15 protein-coding genes are annotated in these 14,809 nt (G+C 44.6%); 1 reads left to right on the forward strand and 14 read right to left on the reverse strand.

Annotated features, from left to right (window positions below; translation table 11 throughout):
• Positions 1–22: 22 nt before the first annotated feature.
• From J2T16_RS25345 to J2T16_RS25355, 3 genes are all read right to left on the reverse strand, one after another.
• On the reverse strand, positions 23–724 hold the full coding sequence (locus J2T16_RS25345; protein ID WP_499019473.1) for a CPCC family cysteine-rich protein: 702 nt from the start codon (positions 722–724) through the stop codon (positions 23–25).
• Positions 725–787: 63 nt separating this feature from the next.
• Complete coding sequence (locus tag J2T16_RS25350) at positions 788–1,513, reverse strand: hypothetical protein (protein WP_499019475.1); 726 nt, start codon at positions 1,511–1,513, stop codon at positions 788–790.
• Between the two features lie 224 nt (positions 1,514–1,737).
• The gene (locus J2T16_RS25355) at positions 1,738–2,316 is read right to left on the reverse strand and encodes a TetR/AcrR family transcriptional regulator (RefSeq protein WP_499019476.1); all 579 of its coding nucleotides are present in this window, start codon (positions 2,314–2,316) and stop codon (positions 1,738–1,740) included.
• A gap of 158 nt (positions 2,317–2,474) precedes the next feature.
• On the opposite strand from J2T16_RS25355, the gene J2T16_RS25360 reads away from it, so the two are divergent.
• A complete protein-coding gene (locus J2T16_RS25360) occupies positions 2,475–3,410 on the forward strand; it encodes a ketopantoate reductase family protein (RefSeq protein ID WP_499019478.1) in 936 nt (311 codons plus the stop codon).
• 140 nt (positions 3,411–3,550) lie between these two features.
• Here J2T16_RS25360 and J2T16_RS25365 read toward each other — a convergent pair whose 3' ends face one another.
• The 11 genes from J2T16_RS25365 to J2T16_RS25415 form a co-directional block, all read right to left on the reverse strand.
• A complete protein-coding gene (locus tag J2T16_RS25365; protein WP_499019480.1) occupies positions 3,551–4,597 on the reverse strand; it encodes a hypothetical protein in 1,047 nt (348 codons plus the stop codon).
• Between the two features lie 204 nt (positions 4,598–4,801).
• Positions 4,802–5,758 carry a class I SAM-dependent methyltransferase gene (locus tag J2T16_RS25370; RefSeq protein ID WP_499019481.1) on the reverse strand — a complete coding sequence of 319 codons (957 nt, stop codon included), beginning with the start codon at positions 5,756–5,758 and terminating at the stop codon, positions 4,802–4,804.
• A 5-nt stretch (positions 5,759–5,763) separates the two neighbouring features.
• A complete protein-coding gene (locus tag J2T16_RS25375; RefSeq protein WP_499019482.1) occupies positions 5,764–6,612 on the reverse strand; it encodes an FkbM family methyltransferase in 849 nt (282 codons plus the stop codon).
• A 38-nt stretch (positions 6,613–6,650) separates the two neighbouring features.
• Complete coding sequence (locus J2T16_RS25380; protein WP_154891621.1) at positions 6,651–7,463, reverse strand: ABC transporter permease; 813 nt, start codon at positions 7,461–7,463, stop codon at positions 6,651–6,653.
• Positions 7,464–7,467: 4 nt separating this feature from the next.
• A complete protein-coding gene (locus J2T16_RS25385; protein WP_167375794.1) occupies positions 7,468–8,277 on the reverse strand; it encodes an ABC transporter permease in 810 nt (269 codons plus the stop codon).
• Complete coding sequence (locus tag J2T16_RS25390; RefSeq protein ID WP_090923301.1) at positions 8,255–9,259, reverse strand: ABC transporter ATP-binding protein; 1,005 nt, start codon at positions 9,257–9,259, stop codon at positions 8,255–8,257. Before J2T16_RS25390 ends, J2T16_RS25385 begins: the two co-directional genes overlap by 23 nt.
• A 32-nt stretch (positions 9,260–9,291) precedes the next feature.
• Positions 9,292–10,470 carry a radical SAM/SPASM domain-containing protein gene (locus J2T16_RS25395; protein ID WP_221788390.1) on the reverse strand — a complete coding sequence of 393 codons (1,179 nt, stop codon included), beginning with the start codon at positions 10,468–10,470 and terminating at the stop codon, positions 9,292–9,294.
• A gap of 42 nt (positions 10,471–10,512) precedes the next feature.
• On the reverse strand, positions 10,513–11,601 hold the full coding sequence (locus tag J2T16_RS25400) for a radical SAM protein (protein ID WP_221788389.1): 1,089 nt from the start codon (positions 11,599–11,601) through the stop codon (positions 10,513–10,515).
• 27 nt (positions 11,602–11,628) lie between these two features.
• Positions 11,629–12,744, reverse strand: coding sequence for a UDP-glucuronosyltransferase (locus J2T16_RS25405; RefSeq protein WP_499019483.1), 1,116 nt, complete (start codon positions 12,742–12,744; stop codon positions 11,629–11,631).
• Between the two features lie 44 nt (positions 12,745–12,788).
• Positions 12,789–14,147: an ATP-grasp domain-containing protein gene (locus J2T16_RS25410; protein ID WP_499019484.1), complete on the reverse strand. Its 1,359-nt coding sequence runs from the start codon at positions 14,145–14,147 to the stop codon at positions 12,789–12,791.
• Positions 14,144–14,395 (reverse strand): acyl carrier protein, encoded by a 252-nt coding sequence (locus J2T16_RS25415; protein WP_090923305.1) that lies wholly within the window; start codon positions 14,393–14,395, stop codon positions 14,144–14,146. Before J2T16_RS25415 ends, J2T16_RS25410 begins: the two co-directional genes overlap by 4 nt.
• Between the last annotated feature and the right edge of the window lie 414 nt (positions 14,396–14,809).

The following is a 14,809-nucleotide window of genomic DNA, read 5'->3' on the forward strand; positions in this document are numbered from 1 at the left end:
CTCTCTACGATTTCCAAGTTACTTACCTGCAAAACATATTTATATCATCCAATGCTGAATCAGCATGTCCTCTAACCAATGAACTCTCATCTCTTAATGCATCATGGATAAGTGGAATAATCAACTGTTTATTCACTGCCCCATGTATTCTTGCGATATGGCCAAAACAAAGAATGGCTATTCCTCTTATATTTTCATTTTTATGCCGAGTATATGGCACCATCAGTTCTTGTACGAACTCTCCATCATCCGCATTTAATGCTAGATATAACAAGCCATTTACGATTGTGTCAGGGTTTTCGGAGTTGATTCGGTTTATAATCTCTTGATTCTTCTCTATGTTGTTGCTGTAACGTTCTACTCTTTCGTGAACAATATCATCCAGTTCCTTTTCGAAGGAATCGATTTCCTGCCATATTTGTTGTGCAGATTTATTATCTGCGCTTCTAAGCTTTTCAAATGCATGAATTAATCTTTTCTTTGTTTGAACTTCTTTATCCGTTTGTTTTAAAATGGTTTGTTTATCTCTATACATGATGTAGTGTTTTTTGAAGTTCTCACGAGCCTCCGCAAGTGAATAGTCTTGATTGGGTCCGCCCCAAACTTCATCTGCATGCGGATCATCTTGCCCATCGTCTTCCCAGTCACATAAACAACATATCTCCCAACCTTGTCTTTCCTCCAGTGTGGGATAGCCACAACAAGGGCAATGAAATCTGTTCATATTGGTAGCTCCTTTTCTTACCAGCATCGCCACCTACTCTACATTCACTATTCCAATAAAGCTCTATTTAACATGGTCCTCAAAAGAAATCTGATATTCAGAATAGTTTGAAGGATTACTTTTTTCGAATATTTTCAGAATAGCGGGTTCCCGGAAATCGATAGCATCTACGGAAAAATAGATCATCTTCATATCTCCTTTCACCGTATTATTAATCTTATATGATTCAATGACTGTTCCGTCCTGTATCAATTCGGTAGCTAGCATCCTAGCCGTTCCTCTCTGCACATAAGCAGCAAATGAAATAGAATTATAGTTGATCAAGCTCATAACATCATCAATAGATGCCGTCTCATCGTACAACATATATTGATTATATGAGTGTGCTGTCACCAATCTGTACGGTGTGTTGATAAAAACATCCATGTATTCAAACGTACTATCCTTGCTGGTCGATGATAATAAAGGTAATTTAAAACTCTCACGAAACACCTCATCCGTTTCTTTTCCGTCATTGATCGCCTCAATGATTTTATCATCTGTTAAATAATAGATGTATTCGGTATCAGCTGGTTCTGTTTCGGGTTTCTTGTCAACTATTTCGTTTGTTGCATCTGATCCATATGTATTCTCTTCTTCTATAACATGTTCACTTGCTGGTAATTCTAGTGAATCTGAGTTACTATTTGCACTTCCCTTTTCAACCAAATCATAATTCGTTAATACATACAGCGAAACACTTACTCCTACAGAAACTAATAATAAAAAGTATAGAATTTTAGCCTTCATTGAATGTGCGCCACCCTTTAGTTTAGCTTATCGTCAAAATGTACAACGCAATTACCATACCATATTCATTTTTCGCAACAGTCGGAACGAAATGGTGAATTGCGACTCTCTATATAGACTCCCTCCTTCAATAAATTGAATTTAAGTATATACTACCATCATGGACCGAGAACTTGTAATTATATTATCGTATTATGTCAAAAAGTAGCGTGTTCCCCCTTTGCTCAAATTTTGCCCCGCGGATTGACCGATCCAAAAATGTGATATGGCGTTATCCCCTTTGTAAATAAGCTGTCAATCAGTCCGACCAACTCTTCTGACGACAGATCTTTGCCGTTTCGTATCCAAAGGCGAAACATAGATATTAATGTTGATATGTAAAACTCAATGATATATGGTGCTAAAACATCATCGGATGGAAAATCCACAATCAATCGTTCAAAGGGAATTTCCCTTTTTAGGCGTTCCACAAAATGAACAGAGCCATAGTCGCCCAAGAGGGCTTTCAGAATTGCAATGTCCTCTGCATTTTCCAAGCACTGAAGTGCATCTTGGAACGTATGTGTAGAGAACTCTCTGCCTGCCATTTCCTCGTTAATGGACTTCAAAATACGCTCTTCAACGTAGTCCAACAACTCATAGATATCTGTAAAGTATTGATAAAATGTACTGCGATTATATCCTGATTGGTTAGCGATCTCTTGAATGGATATTTTTTCGATTGGTTTCCGGCTATATAAATCGCAGAATACATTTACAAACGTCTGCCTCGTTTTGTCCGTGATTTCAGGTTGCTTATGCATGATTCCCCTCCATTTTCTGTTCAATCTGTTCAACCCATGATACGACAGATATTAAAATTCTGATGGTTGATGACCATATAATGAATCCATACAATAACATTATACAACACGTTGTTGGATCATCAACAAGAGCTAAAATATATTTTCAGGGAGGCAATATGAGAATTTTATTCTTTGGTAGAGGTTTAATATCCACCCAATATGCTTGGGCTTTGGAAAAGGCAGGGCATACCGTTGAGTTCTATGTTAGGAAAGGGAGAAAAGCAACCTTCGGAGGCTATATTGAGCTTGAAATGTGGGACGCACGAAGAGGAAAACAGTTCATAAAGGAAAGCTGGAACGTCCAACTTCATGAAGAGATACGTCCTAATTATGATCTCATTATTGTAAGTGTCCACACGGAACATCTTCCAGAGGTAACACAATTACTGTCGACTGTTGGAGGAACCACTCCTATCTTCATATTCAATAACATTTGGCAAGATTTGAAATCAGCCATCTCACCCTTGGTTATGAACAATGTTGTCTTTGGCTTCCCAGGAGCAGGAGGCGGCATCACGGACAATACACTTAGAGGCGGCTTTTTTAAAATGATATTTCTTGAAAAACCACGGGCTGGCACGGAACAAATAAACAACATGGTCAAGGAACTATTTGAAAGTGCCCATTTTAAAATTAGTTGGATCAAGGATATGCAAAACTGGCTATGGAATCACTTTGCCATGAATGCGGCTATGGAGGCCGAGGTGTTGAGACGAGGAAGTTTTCCAGCTCTTTTGAATCATCGTGACTCATTCGCCAATGTGGGGAAACATATGAGGGAAATTGTACCTGTACTTAGAGCAAGAGGTGCTAAGATTGATATCATTTCTCTACTTCTGACTAAGATCCCACCACCACTTCTCAGTATGCTTTTTAACAAGGTTATTTTTGCAAAGGGCAGCCTAGCACGACTTTCCATTGAATACAACAATACCAAAGCAGGTTTTTCAGTAATTGAAGTTGTGAAAGAAGCCAAAAAGTTAGGAATATCTTTACCCCGTCTTACTGCAACTCTTGAAAACAATCAACGACACAACGTTACTGACAATTGATCCATCCGACGAACAGAAGCTACAACCGATGCTTTACGCTAAACATGTTATTTTGGTAAAAAACAACAATGGCCCGAACGCTAGAAGCTTCGGGCAAAGTAGCTATTTAATCAGGTTCATACGGCTTATTTCTAGCCATATTAGACGTGACTCGACCTGAAAGCCTTTAACATTAAAAACAATTGATTATGAAAATGGACTTCATTCGTATAGATTTTTTTAAATAAACCAATGCACTTATCTATGATTTCCCCAGTGAACTTTTGGGACATGATGGCTTTATTCGAATAGATTCTTACTGTCTTCCAGTCATGAATAATTTGGTCCAATAACGGGTCAAGCGTATGTTTTGCATGGATATGATCCATGTTGTACTTATAGAGCGTATTTAACCTGTATTTCTCAGAACATTTTCTATAAATCGTACTACTCAGTGTTTCTATAATCGTTTCATTTTGTAGAATGAGCTCGTAATTTTCTGCGAGCAACAGTATATTATTCAAACTTTTCGTTATTTCATGTTGATACCTACACATATTTTCAACGAATGTATTGATGGTTGTGTCTGCTGACTTCTTATTGTCCAAGATCTCATGATTACCGGGGGGCACTAGCGCATATTCCCAAAAGTAGTCTGGCATCTTTACATGTTCCGAAGTCATGCATGACGATTTAAATTCTGAAAATGGCAGAGAATATTGTCTATATTCCGTAATATCATCAACCGTATATATTTCCTCGTTCGTAACATTGAAACCATAGACAAAAACAGGGTGCAATCCATGTTTTTTGTTATAATAAAAGTCTCTCCCGCGTTGATAAAATAAATCAATGAAGATGGAAATCGGATGACCACTAGAAATAGAGCTTATGATCTCATCTTGTAACGTATCTAGTGCAGGAGATTTTTTACGAATAGAGATCCCCATTTCCTCAAGGATCTGATCTCCCTCCTCAAGATCCAACACCTCTAACTTGAAATATCCTCTTGTTTGTATTTTTTGTTCATTAAATCTATAAATACTAATGACATTATTCAAAATCGGCAATTCATTTTTTCTGAAATATCTAGCAAGTGTTAACATCAAATTGTAGCCGCAATTAAAATAAGGAAAATTATGATGAGGAAACATTTTTGTCATACCGTCGAAGGGCTGAAAGGTGTCCAGGGAAATCATTTCTTCCATACCATATTTCTCCTATACTAGGACGTGTCTTGAAACCTACTGAAGTGCATCTTTTACCGCCTTTTCGCCCCCTGCTACGTCACTTTCCCTTGACGTGCCCCGGCACGCCTGCGGAAAACTTCCTGGCTTGGAACGAAAATTCAGCAAAATCTGCCGCCTTCAGAGTTTTCAGACACGCCCAAAATTATTGTTGATATTACGGCTTTATTCCCTCTTAACAAGGTTCATCATACGGTATTGCCGCGTTCCAGCCTTCATCTCTTCATATTTCTTCGAGCCAGGCAATGCGATGAAATCATTAATATCTCCAATATTCGTGCTCGCTTTGGCGTTGCTCGCAATCCCTTGTGTGCCAGTACGCTGCTTCGCACTCTCATCACATGATAGAAGAACATTCGAAGTCACATCCTGATTACGGATTACAGACAGGCCTGCTTCCTCTAACAGTCTGACGTTCTGCGCTACCTGATCTCCCAGCATCAACTCCGTATACAGAAATACACCGCCAACTCTCATGATCCGATACACCTCTTCATAGAATCGTGATCGGTTCGGATAGGCATGTGCGGATTCTATATTTAACACTACATCGAAGCTCTCGTCTGCAAACGGTATATTCTCCGCATCGCCGACGAGATAGAAAGATTCCCCCCCTCGGGATTTGGCATTACAATAGGCTATATTCGCTGGGCAGATGTCGAGACCGACAATAGACAGCGGCTTGAAATATTTAGACAGAGCTGCTATGTTCCCTCCCCTGCCGCATCCGATGTCGATCACCTGCCGCTCCCGAATCTCCGTCCTGCCCACTGTCTCCAGCAGCAGCTTGACTGAGTTTCTATTCCATGCATCGCCCGGCTCGATTACCGCATGTTGCTCACTCCCGTCCGGGACGTAACCATAATTTAAGAAGGTGGCGAATCGGCCTATACCGGACAACGCAAGGGAGTGCGAAATCTCGCTATAATCCCGAATTTCAGCCTCTTTCCGGTTCCATTCGGAAGGGTGGGCAACCTGCTCCCGCCGGTCGAGCATCGATACATAACGATCATCGATCGTATATACCGCATCGCAGTTGCAGCATTGCAGCAACGCCTCCGACTGGACCAGCACACCCTTGCAGCTGGAGCATACCAACTTTGCATACAGATGCTGTATCATGACTATCACCCTGCCGATATATGCATTTGATTCATCGCGTACACATTGAAGTAATTGGGGATATTCAAATCTTCGTAGTAATCGATCACGACATTGAAGCCGTTGGTTCGGAAAATGTTCTCTAGCCTGCTGATCTGTTCTCCGTCCAGTCCGTGCACCTCCATTACAATTTGCCTGATTTTGCCCCAATCCTCCAGCTCTATGCCTTCCAGCGCCTCAAACTCACTTTTTTCCACATCGATTTTGAGCAGATCAATGACGTTCATATCATAATAACGGATCATTTCAGAGATCGTAGTTAACTTGCATCGATGGATTTGTTCATTCAGAAACTTCGGCGACATCATTTGATCCACAAACCGGTTTAGCATGCGCGGGTCGTCGAAATGATCCCGGTAATGGTTGATTAACCCGTATCGGAGATCCTGATCGTGGTTCTCCCGGTATCTGATCTGGACAGAATCCGTGGACATCGTGGGGAAATAGGCAAACTCCGCTTCCTTGATCTCATTGGAAAGTCCGACGTTAACTGTTGTTACGCGAGGCAGCGAGCTCGTATTCATCTCCAAGAGCTTAAACGTCGGAGGCAGTGGCTCAAAGGCATATACCCTGCAATTGCTCTTGCTGCTGACATACAGGGTGAACATGCCGATATTCGCACCAACGTCCATGACCGTGCCATGATCCGGGAGCGTAATCCCATGCTTAAAATACATCTCCTTCTGGAAAATCTCGTTGTAGAGGAACTCGGTCTCGCCTACGTTGTTTTGATAGATTTCGATCCCGTTGTGCAGCCGCTTCTTGGTAGTAGTCTCTGTCTGCGGCGAAAAGCTCTTGAACTCCATCTTGCTCATGCACTTCACCCTCTCAACCATTTGTTATTAGCATTTCTCTAACTGCTGGCACTCTCATAGTGTCTGACGGCCAGCTTCCAGAACAGCCTGACGACCAGAAGCGATATCACAGGAGCTACAAAAATCCATATCCCAAGGAAGAAGTCCAAACGGTCGATCAAATAAACCGACGGCATGTTGGTAATAAACAAGATAGGCACGACATACAGCCCTATCCTCTGTAGCCATTTGGGGTATATGTACATTGGCATATTGTTGAAATCCCAACACTTATCAATTATGTCGAAGATCGAACCGGACTTCACCGTCCAGAAAGCAAGGATTTGCGGAAGCAGAAGCACCGAGTAGGTCACGATCGTGCTGCTCAATATCACGCCGATATATCCGGCCACGTGCATGAAACTTGGCTCGATGCCAAGACGCCGCCAAGCCACTACGATCATCGTGATCCCGGCGATCAGGTTCGGAATCGGAAACGCGTAGTTAACGTTTCGGAACGAAATCATGAACTGCAGCGATAGTGGCTTCGTCATATACAAGTCCAGCGTTCCGTTGCGGATATGGCCGGAAAATCTATAAAAGTTATCCATAAACAATCCGGTATAGATTGCGATCATAATCGTATAGGTCCCGGTGAAGATCATCATCTGGTCAGGAGAAATTCCATTAATTTCGATCCCCAGCTGGAAAACGAAGATGACATAGATCAGCTTGGAAAACAGAAATACGGTCTCCATGATCAAACCGGAGTAGAAATTCGCTTTGTATTCCATATAACCGACCAAACTGTTCTTTGCGAAAATAAAAAACATACGTACGTGCTTCCGAATCTCACTCAAGCGGATACTCACAGATCTAACCTCCAACGGCTACATATTTCTTCATCCCGGAATCCCAAGCCAACTTGGAAATGACCAAAAGCACCGTTACCCAAACGGCCTGCAAGAGGAGCCCGCTCACGATCTCATGAACCTCCAAGCTCCCGAGGATGATCTTAACCGGGAAGAATACGACATACTGGAACGGTAAATAGCTGGAGATTGTGGCAAACGTATCTCCGAAAATATTAAGCGGAAAGATGGCGCCGCTGAGCAGATAGACGCCTTGATTGAACGCGATATACACGCCCCAAACCTCAGTAATGATGAACGCGAGCGCACTAATCGAATAAAAAAGCAGGAAGTTGATGAGCATTCCGAACAAAATACTAACCAGGAACATAACGATCTGTCCCACTCTAAGCTGAAACCCCCAAATCTGAGTAAACACGGTCATCAGTATGACGAATAAGACAAGGACGACCCCGGTCTGAACCGTTTTCTCACCGAAGAAATTGCATATCCGATAGCTGAAATAATGAATGGGCTGAGCGATAAATTTGCTTAGTCCGCCCGTCTTGATGTCATTCGCGATCTCCCCCTCGAAGCCGGCAGAAACCAGCTTGGAGACGACGCCGGACAACACGGAATAAATGATGATCTGTGAATACGTATAGCCGTTAATAATCTCTTGCGGCGAACTGCGGAACACAGCTGTCCAGAGAAAGCATTGGACGAGTATGATAAAGCCGCCGCTGATAATGCCCATCAGGAAATCGGTCCGGTACTCCATCGCGTTCTGAAGCGCAAGGATGTACGTCCTTTTATATTTCTGCAAGGCTTTCATGTCTGACCCCATCTTTCTGATATAAGCTTTCGATGCCTCGCTCGACAGGTATATCTTCAACTGTGAAATCGAGGATCGGGAACCGGTCCAGTATCATTTTGGAAAGCCGCTGGAGGTCATGCTTGTCAATTTCCATGACGGCATTCATGCCGTCATGTTGAGTAATCGTGCCATAGTCGCTTAGCGCTTGCCTCGGCACTTCATCCGTAAATTGCAGCTTGATAATCTTTTTGGCATGCAACAGCTCGTTCACACGCCGAAGATCGCCGTCGTATACGATCCTCCCCTGATTGATGATAATCGCTCGTTTGCATAGATCCTCAATATCCGCCATGTAGTGGCTTGTCAGAATGACCGTTGCCTTCGTCTGCTCGTTATAATCTTTCAGAAACTCCCGAATGCGTTTCTGCGAGATCAGATCGAGTCCGATTGTAGGCTCATCCAGGAAAATCACCTTAGGCCGGTGGATGAGCGACGCAATAAGTTCCATCTTCATCCGTTCCCCCAGCGAGAGTCTCCGCACCTGAATATTAAGCAGATCTTTAACGTCAAGCATCTCCGTAAGCTCATCAAGAACAAGGTTGTAGGGCTTATCCTCGACCTCATAAATGCATTTGTTCAGGTACAACGATTCGTTCGCCGGTAAATCCCACCACAACTGTGATTTCTGTCCCATCACGATTGAGAACTGCATCTTGAATTCTTTTTTTCGTTCCCAAGGGACATAGCCTAATACCTTCGCTTGCCCGCTTGTCGGATACAAGATGCCGGACAGCATCTTAAGCGTAGTTGTTTTGCCAGAACCGTTCGGGCCTAAAAATCCGACCATCTCACCCTGCTCGATTACAAGGGATATTTCGCTAACCGCTTCTTTGATCAGTGATTTCCGCCTCACTAAATTTTTGAGCGATTTTTTGAGCCCCAGTTCTTTCTCGTAATACTTGAAGCTTTTGGATAACCCCTCCATCTGGATAATACTCACTTGTGCACCTCATTTATGTGAATTTAGAATCGTTATACACCGTGCAAATGCAAGACACTGCACTTGGAACAAGCCGGTGTCAGTCGTTCATCCATCATTTCCCTTATCCTTCTGTAGGTCATGCTATGCCATAATTCCTGTACAGACGTATCATGTAATTTGCCGATCTCGAACTCCTTGAAAAATTTGCATGCGATAATTGTTCCATCGGGCGTAATGTCCATCCGATTCGAGAGCGCCAGGCACTTCTTGTTCATCGTGCCTTTACCCTTCACCTCTTTGCCGAGCACGAAATCTTCAATCTGGTCATGATCCAGATTCGGCTGGTAGCGTAAACGCATTTTCCAGACCCGATTATTCACCCGATCCAACTCGCTCATCAAAGCAGGGATACGCTCCGGATTGAGCTTGTAGTTAAAGGCGTGCCAGCTTCGTTCGCCTTTGTGCTCGCTCGCCGGAAGGAAGTCGAACTTCTCGTCAAAGTAATTGTCCATTCCCTGCGTGCATTCGTCCGAGATGTACCACGGGAAGCAGACCATGACCATATCTACACCGACGCCCTCCAGAAAGTCCAGTAGATCGTAAAGCTTGTCAGTCATACCATCGTTAACGACGGTATGGATCGTAATTTTGCCCTTGAACCGGTTTTCCTTGCGCAGCTCGACCAGCTTCCGGATCGCATCTATCGCCTTGCTGAATACCCCTTTGCCGCGAAGCGCATCATTCTCTTCTTCGAATCCATCAAGCGCAATGAGCAGCTCCAGGTTGTCGGAGATTCTCAGCAAGGCGTCCAGCTTTCGCTCGATCAGCACCGCGTTCGTACAGATCGTCGTCTCACGAGGATGGGCTTCAAGCAAATCGGCTAAACGGTCGAAATGGCTGTATACGAGCGGCTCGCCGCCCCAGATATAGAGTCTCGACTTGGCTGGTTCCGTCTCAAGGATCAGCTTCTCCAGTAGCCCGTAGTCGAGCTGTTCGCGTTGCTGCTCCGGTGTCATGAAGTGATGGTAGCCGGTGTCATTCCATTGATAGCAATGTTTGCAGCGCAAGTTGCATTGGTTCGTCAGTTTAATCCCGACCGACTCTGGCAACGGTGTCGCGTAACCCGCTATTTTCTCCATGTTCCGCTTGGTTTCCACCGTATTCTTGATCGTACGTTTCAATATTTGCAGATCCTTAGCGGAATGCTTAATCTCAGATTTCGGATTCATATCAACACACCCTTCTTAAACGTAATAGGTCATTCACATGAATCAGTAGATATAATACCTTGAACAAGCCGTACAAATCGGAAGCATATTTTTTTTCATATACGCGCGATACTCTTTGTAATTGTCACTGCGCCAGATATCCAGCAAATTCTCTTCGTTCACGTTGCCGAAGGTCAAATCATAGAAAGCATGGCAGGGCGAAACATCACCTCTTGCCGTAATCTCCGCATAAGTCCATGGAAGAGAGCAACGGTTTCGTTTATCCGCCATCTGATGGAAATGTCCCGAGAAATAGTTGTGCAAGTTCTGTTCATCTATCGTCTTCGGATAGGTAATCACATCGATACTGTTTTTCAAGCAATACTCTTTAACATTATTGAGCTGTCTCGTCAATTCGGGAATATCGATCTGGCTGAACGAACTATTGTCTTTCCAGACCATCCCCTTGGCATACGGAGCTTCATGCACGCCGAATTCCTCACGAAGAACCTCCACATATTGGGCATACTGCTCTTCCGTGGCATAGAGCTGCACTTCCATGCTGATATGGTCCAACATTGACAAGTCGATATGCTTAAAGAAAAATTCCTCGACGTACATATAGGTCAAGGGTGTGATGATAAAGGATACACCCATCTTCGGAAATTGCTTGCCTTTGCTTTGCCGGAGCTCATAGAGCTTCTCGATTCCTTTGATTACTTTCTTGAATACGCCTTTGCCCCTCTGCCTGTCGTTGATTTCCTCAGGGCCGTCGAGCGACACCCAGATCTTATTAGGCGGAGTCTCGACTAACATCTCGGCATGCTTCTCAAGCAGTGTGCCGTTCGTGGGGAAGTCCGCTATGCTTCCATAATGATTGATCATGGCGAGAATATCGCTCAGCCAAGGGTACATCAGCGGCTCGCCGCCGAAGAAATCGTAATATGGCTTGCCGGGGCTGCACTCGACAATGATCTTTTTGATCAGCTCCGGGTCCAGCTGCGCTAATGTTTTTTTGCTTTTGTAAGGCCCTTCGAGTCCCCATTCATAACACATCTTACATCGTAAATTGCACTCCTCTAGCAGCTGCAAGACGATCCATCTCGGATAGCTTACCGTATCCTTGGCAACACTCAATTTACTTAAGCTCATTGCATTACCCCTTCTGCCATTGATATCTTACGTCTTCGTTAACGCAACCCTTGAGCAGTAGTGATCCACATAGTTCGTCCGTTCACCGGGTCTGTTCTTGATCGCTTGATGCATCTCTTTAAGGATATCTACAGAAAAATCCATCTCTCGCCACTTCTCGTAGCGTATTCCAAATCCAAGCGACTCCCACAATTCCAGATTGCTAAGCTCATGACTGCCGAACGGCTCCAGAAGAATAAGAGGCGTTTCGGAGGCAAGCGAGTCGATCAATGTGCCCGCTCCCGGCTTGGCTACGATAGCCATCGCCTCAGAAGCGACGTCAAATAACCAATGATGATCAGCCTCAGCGGTATATGAATTCGTATCTTCTCCTGCTATTTCAATGTATGGCGGAAATTCGTGCAGACCGTTCGCGCTCTTCACCCAAGAACACCATTCCGGATCGTTCATCCAATATCGGTGATCGGGATCGGGCTTCGCTTCCTTCCAGTCGTAAGCTACAATATCAAGCCCATAGTTATGACTGGCAAGCTCTGGAATTGTACTTTGATAAGTGCCCATCCCCCAACCGCCGCCATGAACAACAAGCCGCCGCTTCCTTGATTCGAAAGGCAGTGTCGTACCAGGAAGAACCGGGATTTCGTATCGAATTGCCATCTTATCGGTGTCATAGAGACAAGCATTGTAATAATGCTCGTCATACCGGGGATGAAACTTCTTCAGGCTCTTCCAGGACGGAGCCAGATCTGAATCGACGTAGAGCAGGTCTACATGAATCGGATTCGGCAACATCTTCTCCCTATACAAATCCAGAATATAGATCCAGTGTCCGGATAGCGATATGAATTCGTAGCGTTCTTCCGCTTTCCAGGTCTCCAGCAATAACTCAACCTGGGCATAATCTATACTATTGCGGATATCCATCGGCATTCGAGCCGAAATATTGGCAAGTGCGAAATTACTGTGGTAAGCCGTCCTGCTATCTGCAATATGCTCCCTCTTGTCGTGCTCCAAAAAGCTTTCGAACACGAGCACTTCCGCCTTGATATCCCTTTTCCCGAACTCGCTTGCAGCTAACAGACCGGGTATATAGAATCCCAGACCGAAACCCGAGCATAGAATCGTTACTTTACGCTTCCCCATAAACTCTCTTCCTCCATCCATGGTTTCAAGCACTTCGGAATGCATCAGGGGGCGATCTTGAAGGATAACGACAACAGAACCTCCTTAAGTTTCGCGGACAATCGTTCGTTATCCCCTGTCCCCTCGATCAGCGAATAATACAATCTGCCCTTCACTTGCTTATTCCGGATTCCCTTGCACTCGCTGACGGCCTTGTTAATAAAGAGTGTATTCGCGCTTAACGGTAGCATGCCAAACCCTCGATCAGGCTTATATAGAACACCCTCGCGGTCCAGCAATTCCAGCAATCGATCAAATGATACATCCCCTGCAAACTGTAAGGTCGCATGTGTCATGCTGCCGGCCGTATCGTGCTTCTCGAGATACCGGTCAACATAATGCTTGATTAGACTCATTGATTTTCTTGCGTTGACCTCAACAATCGGAACGATACGGCCGTCTCTTAGTAGCATCGAATCGACGCATACGTCGCCGTGATAACCCGACTGATAAAGCTCGCGGGCTACCAGCTTCATTACATCAAAGTACTCCGCTTCGTGTAGCCTATGAAGCAGCCTGTCATCGGCTGTATAGGAGCCTTGGTAAGCGAATTTGTGATTGACCACTTGCTGCACAGAGACATGACGGTACGCACCGTCCGGATCGATGTGGAATTGGCAAGAGAAATCCAGCTCTTTGAGGAGGAACGGCTCAATAATAAACCGAACCGTTCTTCCCTTTCTGCACTGATCGGCGAGATAAGAGGTGACCCGTTGCAGAATCGCTTCCGACTCGATTAGCAAATTCCCCTTCCCGGATACCCCAAACTCATCTTTGATCAGAAAGGGGCCTTGTTTCAGCAGAGCCAAGCCGCTTGATAGCAACTCTTCGTGGGAATAGACCGTCTGGCTGTCACACTGAAGCCCCAGGCGACGGTTCAATTCGGTTGAATACAGCTTAGAATTAACCGTCTGAACCGTCTCGACAGCTAGACAATCCTGTTCCAGCCCGAAACGCGCAGCAGCACGGTCCACTCCCGGAATGACCGCAAAGGGCGATAACCGAGCGCCGTTTAGCCAATCGGGATCAATGTCACCCACTTGATCCGTTGAGGTGAGCAGGTCGAATATATTGGCGGTTCTGCCTGCGCTTCCTCCATCAGGACTCTCAAGATCGCTTGAATTGGACAGAAATTGGAATCCGATCTCATGCAAATACGCTTTATGAGAAGCGTTCATTCGATAACGGGTAATGAGCCTATCCTGCGCCCCGCAAAATGGGAAGAGTAGCTCATCCATGGCCATCACGACATTCTCCATTTCAGGATCGTGAACCGACGGCAGTTTGGCTTGATTAGGGTCGCGCCAGAAGCGTTCCGCGTCAAACATCCCGATAATGAGCTCGGACTTGCCTCTATCGTTCATACAGATGCCGTCTTCTGCAGCTCCGAGATATAATTGCAGAAGATTGTAACCGATTCCATGCAATCGAAGTCGAATTGTTCAAAATCGATTTCAATGCCGAAGTTCTCCTCCACCTTCAATAAGAAAGTAATTAGCTGTAAAGAGTCCATTCCCCCGTCTTCCATGATGCTGGAATGCCCATTCAAGCTGTTCTCCAGCTGGGCGTCATCCTTGACTTCGCTTATCATCGCTATGATTTGTTCCTGCATAGGTACCTCCCGTTTAATGGATAAATTGACCCTATATAAGTTGAACTAAAGATTTTACACATTCCACTCCGATGACAGAACAACCTTCCCATCGCTGTTATCCCCAGATTTTTTTCGATTCCCTTTTTAAAAGGGAAAATCCGGTGAACAGCGTATGCTTCCGATGCAGCTTTCTTGCAGAAAGCTTTTAAGCGACCGCTCCGCTTTTTCAGGTTTTTTCTGTCCTCTTCGTTCACGTGTAAATGAATAGTTAAACTTATATAGTGATAATGGATCGTTCAAGTGAGTGCATTATGCAAACTGATCGCCGGTTCCAAGTCCATGATGGTGGCTTCCGGAAGATTCTTCAAATTAACTGGCTGTTCATACGTAAGGTTGGTGAGCGTTGCGTTGCTCCCAAACGAAATAGGAATG

It is taken from the genome of Paenibacillus intestini (assembly GCF_030803945.1).
In the GTDB taxonomy this organism is placed as follows: domain Bacteria; phylum Bacillota; class Bacilli; order Paenibacillales; family Paenibacillaceae; genus Paenibacillus; species Paenibacillus polysaccharolyticus.

What these genes read in the sequence shown, in the direction of transcription:
- J2T16_RS25350 (WP_499019475.1), bottom strand. Translation starts at nt 1,513, where the DNA reads ATGAAGGCTAAAATTCTATACTTTTTATTATTAGTTTCTGTAGGAGTA.
- J2T16_RS25370 (WP_499019481.1), bottom strand. Translation starts at nt 5,758, where the DNA reads ATGATACAGCATCTGTATGCAAAGTTGGTATGCTCCAGCTGCAAGGGT.
- J2T16_RS25375 (WP_499019482.1), bottom strand. Translation starts at nt 6,612, where the DNA reads ATGAGCAAGATGGAGTTCAAGAGCTTTTCGCCGCAGACAGAGACTACT.
- J2T16_RS25360 (WP_499019478.1), top strand. Translation starts at nt 2,475, where the DNA reads ATGAGAATTTTATTCTTTGGTAGAGGTTTAATATCCACCCAATATGCT.
- J2T16_RS25345 (WP_499019473.1), bottom strand. Translation starts at nt 724, where the DNA reads ATGAACAGATTTCATTGCCCTTGTTGTGGCTATCCCACACTGGAGGAA.
- J2T16_RS25415 (WP_090923305.1), bottom strand. Translation starts at nt 14,395, where the DNA reads ATGCAGGAACAAATCATAGCGATGATAAGCGAAGTCAAGGATGACGCC.
- J2T16_RS25385 (WP_167375794.1), bottom strand. Translation starts at nt 8,277, where the DNA reads ATGAAAGCCTTGCAGAAATATAAAAGGACGTACATCCTTGCGCTTCAG.
- J2T16_RS25365 (WP_499019480.1), bottom strand. Translation starts at nt 4,597, where the DNA reads ATGGAAGAAATGATTTCCCTGGACACCTTTCAGCCCTTCGACGGTATG.
- J2T16_RS25355 (WP_499019476.1), bottom strand. Translation starts at nt 2,316, where the DNA reads ATGCATAAGCAACCTGAAATCACGGACAAAACGAGGCAGACGTTTGTA.
- J2T16_RS25410 (WP_499019484.1), bottom strand. Translation starts at nt 14,147, where the DNA reads ATGAACGATAGAGGCAAGTCCGAGCTCATTATCGGGATGTTTGACGCG.
- J2T16_RS25395 (WP_221788390.1), bottom strand. Translation starts at nt 10,470, where the DNA reads ATGAATCCGAAATCTGAGATTAAGCATTCCGCTAAGGATCTGCAAATA.
- J2T16_RS25400 (WP_221788389.1), bottom strand. Translation starts at nt 11,601, where the DNA reads ATGAGCTTAAGTAAATTGAGTGTTGCCAAGGATACGGTAAGCTATCCG.
- J2T16_RS25405 (WP_499019483.1), bottom strand. Translation starts at nt 12,744, where the DNA reads ATGGGGAAGCGTAAAGTAACGATTCTATGCTCGGGTTTCGGTCTGGGA.